This window comes from Bifidobacterium sp. MSK.13.1 (assembly GCF_019131435.1).
In the GTDB taxonomy this organism is placed as follows: domain Bacteria; phylum Actinomycetota; class Actinomycetes; order Actinomycetales; family Bifidobacteriaceae; genus Bifidobacterium; species Bifidobacterium pseudocatenulatum.
The window spans coordinates 24333-30332 of sequence record NZ_JAHOMM010000012.1 but is presented as its reverse complement, the minus strand read 5'-3'; the positions used below and the strand labels follow the sequence as shown (position 1 = coordinate 30332).

At 58.4% G+C, this 6000-nt stretch carries 5 protein-coding genes; all 5 read left to right on the top strand.

What is annotated here, in order from left to right; translation table 11 throughout:
- Positions 1-239 precede the first annotated feature (239 nt).
- Positions 240-1367, top strand: coding sequence for a LacI family DNA-binding transcriptional regulator (locus tag KSY55_RS08925; RefSeq protein ID WP_034879745.1), 1128 nt, complete (start codon positions 240-242; stop codon positions 1365-1367).
- Positions 1368-1492: 125 nt separating this feature from the next.
- Complete coding sequence (locus KSY55_RS08920; RefSeq protein ID WP_034879743.1) at positions 1493-2791, top strand: extracellular solute-binding protein; 1299 nt, start codon at positions 1493-1495, stop codon at positions 2789-2791.
- 4 nt (positions 2792-2795) lie between these two features.
- The gene (locus tag KSY55_RS08915; RefSeq protein ID WP_034879740.1) at positions 2796-3713 is read left to right on the top strand and encodes a carbohydrate ABC transporter permease; all 918 of its coding nucleotides are present in this window, start codon (positions 2796-2798) and stop codon (positions 3711-3713) included.
- A gap of 1 nt (position 3714) precedes the next feature.
- Positions 3715-4593, top strand: a complete 879-nt coding sequence (locus KSY55_RS08910; RefSeq protein ID WP_034879738.1) for a carbohydrate ABC transporter permease — start codon at positions 3715-3717, stop codon at positions 4591-4593.
- Between the two features lie 11 nt (positions 4594-4604).
- Complete coding sequence (locus tag KSY55_RS08905) at positions 4605-5780, top strand: glycoside hydrolase family 1 protein (RefSeq protein ID WP_055063862.1); 1176 nt, start codon at positions 4605-4607, stop codon at positions 5778-5780.
- The last annotated feature ends 220 nt before the right edge of the window (positions 5781-6000 follow it).

Genomic DNA, 6000 nt, shown 5'->3' with positions numbered 1-6000 from the left:
CGCATTCAACTTATGGACCTTCTGGTCGAGCCCCATCGGGGTTCCCGGAAGGTCCCTTTCGTATTTCCCTTGGGGGTTCCGTCGGGCGTGACGCTCCGGGAACCCCCATTTTGTTTGTTTTGCTTTGCCGGCCTGCCGGCCGGAGCACGTTGCCCGGGGTGCCGGGCGGACGGTCAGAGGAAGCTTTTTGGACTTCAGTCCGCGTGTGTCTCATGTGTCAAAGCGCTTAGACTGATCTTATGGCAAGAGTTACAGTGTATGATATTGCGGAAAAGGCTGGGGTGTCTACCGCAACGGTGTCTTTCGCCTTCAGGCATCCCGACAAAGTAAAGGATGATACCAAGGCCAGAATTCTCAGGATTTCAGAGGAGCTTGGGTACGTTCCCAGCGGCAATGCGCGCGGCCTCGCCAGAGGCAGAACCGGCACGTTGGGCATGTACGCGTTCGACATGCTGTTGGAGAGGCCCCAGGGCAGCGACCTCGAGGAAGACCGACCCGACGCATCCTCTGCGACGGTCAACGCGTCTGTGGACGATGACGAACCAGATGTCCTCGCATATCCCTTGTACGTCGACGAGGTGCTCCGCGGCTTCGAACTCGAATGCTGGAAGAGCGGGAAGGGCATGCTCATGGGTGCCGCCTCGAAAAAGGATGATCACAGATCTGTAACGGATATCGCCGGTTGCGTTGATGGACTGGCGCTGATGCCAAGCGGATATAACGATACGCTCCCTCTTTCCATGTTGGCGAAGACCATTCCGCTTGTAATGGTGGGTGTGGGCGATGAAAAACTGCCTGCCGCATACCTGCAATGCGATAACGCATCGGGCATAAGACAGATTGTTGACCATCTTGTCGAAGTTCACCATATCAACGATATGGCATTCGTCGGTGGCGTCAATGGTGGAGCGTGCGTGAGCGGTACCGTCACTGATGACGTCGTCTCGCGTTATGACGCGTTTAAAAAATACCTCGAGGAACGCGGGCTGGACTCCAGAGGGGCTCTGTTGGATGACTCTTTCGCCACGTCTGATGAATATTTGGTTAGTTTGTGTGAGGCGATAGAATCTAATCGCTTGCCGCAGGCCTTGGTGTGCGGCACTGATCAGACGGCTTTTGGCGTGATTAGACTGCTCGTGGATTCTGGAATCCGTGTCCCTGAAGACGTCATTGTCACCGGCTTTGACGGCATTTTAGCGGGTAGGCTGATGACTCCACGCCTAACGACCATCCGTCAGCCTATGGAGGAGCTGGGACGCAGGGCCGTGCGGATGCTGCTTTCCAGGAATGGGAAGCCCTGGGAAAAACCGGAAAAACTAATATTGCCTGTTCGCCTCATCGTGCGTGGCAGCTGTGGATGCGGCTGATGGAATAAAACTCAGAAGTTCGGAGCATTATTGGTGTGTCTTCTTGACTGAAAACAATCTATGCGCTTAAATATAAGTATCAATCTAAGCGGTTAGACTGATACTTATATTTATAAGGAGTTTCAATGATGAAATCATTTTTTAAGGCGTCTGTCGCGACGGTCGTAAGTGCGGTCATGGTTATCGGCATGTCCTCGTGTGGGCGATCCGAAAGCGGCGCAGATTCCGATTCCGATGCGGTCAAGACCATCAATTCAAGCAAGGCCACCGGCGACCTGACTATCTGGGCCATGGGCAACGAGGGTGATCTGCTGGATGATTTCGTTAAGGGATTCGAGAAGGAGAACCCTGACGTCAAGATCAAGGTCACCGCGATTCCATGGTCCTCAGCGCACGATAAACTCCAGACCGCCATCGCTGCGGGCAACGGTCCCGACCTTGCGCAGATGGGCACCACCTGGATGGCCGATTTCTCCAACTCGTTTTCCACCGTGCCTGACAACCTCGACATGTCCGACTTCTCCGACGGGTCTAGGGCTACTGGCCAGGTCGACGGGAAACAGCTCGGCGTGCCTTGGTACATCGACACCCGAGTGCTGTACTACCGTACCGACATCGCCGGGATGGCTGGTTGGAACAAAGCTCCGAAGACTTGGAATGAGCTTAAGCGGATGGCCAAGGACATGCAGAAGGTCGACGGGGTCAAATATGGCATGAGCCTCAATTCATCTGGCACTGATGCGTTCCTTGGGACTCTGCCGTTCTCCTACTCGGCAGGGGCGTCCTTGACTAATGAGGAACAGACGAAATGGACTTTCGACGATAACGGTATAAAGAAGGGACTGAACTTTACCACTAGCCTCTACAGGGACGGCATAGTGGATGTCAATGCCGACGTGAGTTCCGGCGCCGACATAGCGAATTTCGTATCCGGCAGCACACCGATGATGCTGCAGGGGCCGACCGCCGTCAGCCAGATCAACGAATTGGGCGGCGACGGCTTCGAATCCAAGTACGCCACCGTGATTCTGCCGTCGATGAACGAATCCTCGGGTCCCGCCACGTCCTTCGTCGGAGGCTGCAACCTCGTGACGTTCAAGGACTCCAAGAACAAGCAGTCCGCATGGAAGTTCATTCAGTGGGCAAGCAAGCCCGAGGTGCAGGCCGAATGGTACAAGAAGTCCTCCGACCTGCCCGCCTCTCAGAAGGCATGGGATGAGGACGCGCTCTCCGGCAACGACAAGCTTGCGGCGTTCGGCGACCAGCTGAAGAACACCATGGCTCCGCCGGCGCTGTCCACCTGGGCGCAGGTGTCCTCCGTTGCCGACCGCATCCTCGAGCAGATAAACAAGGGACAGGTCTCCGTTGACGAGGGCCTGAAGAATCTGCAGTCCGAAGCCGACTCCATCGGAACGGGAAACTGATCCCATGAGCCTCGGGACAAGAAAGACGAAGACGGAGGGCTCGGGCAACGTCCTCCGCCGCCGCCGTACGATTCTCGCATGGGGATTTGCCTTGCCTTTCGCAGTCGTGTTCTGCGTATTCATGCTGATTCCCCTCCTGTCCTCGATGGCGATGTCCTTCACCGACATCACCTCCAAGGACCTTCGCACCCCGTTCAACGTCAACTTCGTCGGACTGGACCAGTACATCGCCCTGTTCCACGACCACCGTTTCCTGCACGCGTTGGGCGTCACCGGAATCTTCGTGCTTGTCGGCCTGCCGATCACCATGGCGATCGCCCTCGCATTCGCGGTGGCCCTCAACAAAGGATCCAGGCACCTCAACGCGTTCTTCAGGGCCGTGTTCTACGCGCCGGTTGTCGCCAGCGTGGTCGCGGTCTCCGTCGTGTGGAGGTACATCCTCCAGAAGGACGGCTTGCTCAACTCGCTCTTGGCCGTCTTTGGTATCGCCGGGCCAGACTGGCTGCACGACATCCACTACGCCCTGCCCGCGCTGATGGCCATGACCATCTGGCGCAACATGGGAACGCTGATGATCATTTTTCTCGCCGGCCTGCAGGCCATCCCCGAGGAATTGAAGGAGGCTGCGGCCATCGACGGCGCAGGCAAATGGCGCACCTTTCGTAGCATCACACTCCCGCTGCTCAAGCCCACGCTGCTGCTGGGTGCCGTGCTTCTTTCCGTCGCCTACCTGCAGTTCTTCGAGGAATCCTTCGTGATGACCCAGGGAGGACCGCTCGATTCGACGCTCTCCGCCGCGTACTACGTGTACCAGAAGTTCGGTTTCGGACAGTACGGCATCGCCTCCGCAGCCAGCTGGGCGCTGTTCATCATCATCGCGCTGGTCAGCGTGCTCCAGTTCCGCATTCTTAAGGAGGATTGAGATGACAGCCACGACAGTCGCGGCATCGAAGCCGCAAAGCAACAAGCAGCCGATCTGGCGCCGATTCGTCAAAGGACGTGGCCTCTCCTACTGCGCCCTCGCGGTGATCGGAGTCTTCTGGATCTTCCCATTCCTATGGATGGCGTTGGGCTCGTTGAAGACCCAGAGAGAGATCCTCGCCAAACCGCCGAAGCTCCTGCCCGAGCACGCCTCGCTCGCGAACTTCGCCAAATGGTTCGGGGAACTGAACTTCGGCACCTACTTCACCAACAGCATAGTCGTCGCCGTGATCACCGTCCTCGGGAACATGGTGTTCTGCTCCATGGTCGGATACGCCTTGGCGAAGATGGACTTCGCTGGCAAGAACATTCTGTTCGGCGCCGTCATGGTGACGCTCATGGTTCCGAGCGTGGCCACGTTCGTCCCTTTGTTCGTGATGATCTCGAACATGGGACTCGCGAACTCCTATGCGGCGCTCATCCTGCCGTTCCTGTGTCAGCCCATCGGAGTCTTCCTGATGAGACAGTTCATCTCCGGAATCCCCGACGCGCTGATGGAGGCCGCGAGGGTCGACGGCGCCGGCGAGCTGCGCATATTCTTCCAGATTGTCCTGCCCCAGTGCGGGCCGCCGCTGGCGACGCTGTCCATCCTCACGTTCCTGTCCTCCTGGAACAACTTCCTGTGGCCGTTGGTCGCGGCCCAGACCGAGGAGAAGTACACGCTGCCTGTAGCTCTGTCCCTCTACTCTACCGGCCAGAACGCCACGAACTACAGCGTCCTGCTCGCCGGAGCAGTATTGGTGGTCACCCCAATCCTCCTTCTGTTCGTATTCCTGCAGCGCTACTTCATCCAAGGTGTCGCCGGAACGGGCATCAAATAGAAAGACATGTCATGAAAGAACAATACGAGTTTCCGCCGGAATTCATTTGGGGCGCGTCCACAGCCGCGCATCAGATCGAGGGGAACAACGTCGCGAGCGACTGGTGGGCCAGGGAGCATGCCGAACGCACGGACCTCAACGAACCGTCTGGAGACGCGGCCGACAGCTACCATCGCTACGGCGAGGACATCAGAATGCTCGCCGACGCCGGATTGCGCATGTACCGCTTCTCCATCGAATGGGCCCGCATCGAGCCTGCGGAGGGATGCTTCTCCAAAGCGCAGCTGCTGCACTACCGCCATATGATCGACGTGTGCCATCAGAACGGCGTCGAGCCCATGGTCACGCTGAACCACATGACACTGCCGCAGTGGCTTGCGGCCAAGGGCGGATGGCTCAACGCCGATGCCGTCGACTACTTCGCTAGGTACGTGCGGTACGTGATGACGATACTCCACGACGTCACCTGGGTATGCACCATCAACGAGCCGAACATGGTCGCGCTGACCCGTGGCGGGACCGAAGGCAGCGATTTCGTGGCCGCATCGCTACCCGCACCCGATCCGGACATCTCCGTTACACTCGTCGAGGCGCACAGGAAGGCTCGGGAAATACTGTCCGGGAACCCTCGGATCAAGTCCGGATGGACCATCGCCTGCCAGGCGTTCCATGCCATGCCGGGATGCGAACAGGAGATGGAGGAATACCAGTATCCGCGCGAGGACTACTTCACCGAAGCCGCGGCCGGGGACGACTTCATCGGCGTGCAGGCCTATCTGAGGACCTTTATCGGCAAGGAAGGGCCAGTGCCGGTCCCCGAGGACGCGGAACGCACCCTCACCGGCTGGGAGTATTTCCCGCCGGCGTTGGGCATCGCCATCCGGCACACATGGGACGTCGCCGGGCACACGCCGATAATCGTCACCGAAAACGGCATCGCCACCGCGGACGACCGCCGGAGGATCGACTACACCTTCGACGCCATAGCCGGCATGCGCGACGCGATGGACGACGGCATCGACGTGAGGGGATACCTCCACTGGTCGTTGCTCGACAACTACGAGTGGGGGTCGTTCGCTCCGACGTTCGGTCTGGCTTCTTGGGACAAGGACACCTTCGAACGTCATCCGAAGCCATCCCTGGACTGGCTGGGGTCAATTGCGAGAACGGGGGTCATGTCCAGATAGAAGACCGTTGATTTCATTCTCCATTCCATTCCCATGAGAGGGCGCACGTCTTTGGGGCGTGCGCCCTCTCATGGGAATGGAATGGAGAAGCCCGACTGCAGTCGTAGCGATCACGGGTCCATCCCCTGTACCGTGGACGACGCACGATACCGTCATTCATGTCGATACTCCCCAAACAGTCTCTCCTTGCCGTCATTGAATCATCCGCCTCGGCTCCATA

Coding starts and splice junctions, on each gene's coding strand:
- KSY55_RS08920 (WP_034879743.1), top strand. CDS start 1,493: ATGATGAAATCATTTTTTAAGGCGTCTGTCGCGACGGTCGTAAGTGCG.
- KSY55_RS08905 (WP_055063862.1), top strand. CDS start 4,605: ATGAAAGAACAATACGAGTTTCCGCCGGAATTCATTTGGGGCGCGTCC.
- KSY55_RS08910 (WP_034879738.1), top strand. CDS start 3,715: ATGACAGCCACGACAGTCGCGGCATCGAAGCCGCAAAGCAACAAGCAG.
- KSY55_RS08925 (WP_034879745.1), top strand. CDS start 240: ATGGCAAGAGTTACAGTGTATGATATTGCGGAAAAGGCTGGGGTGTCT.
- KSY55_RS08915 (WP_034879740.1), top strand. CDS start 2,796: ATGAGCCTCGGGACAAGAAAGACGAAGACGGAGGGCTCGGGCAACGTC.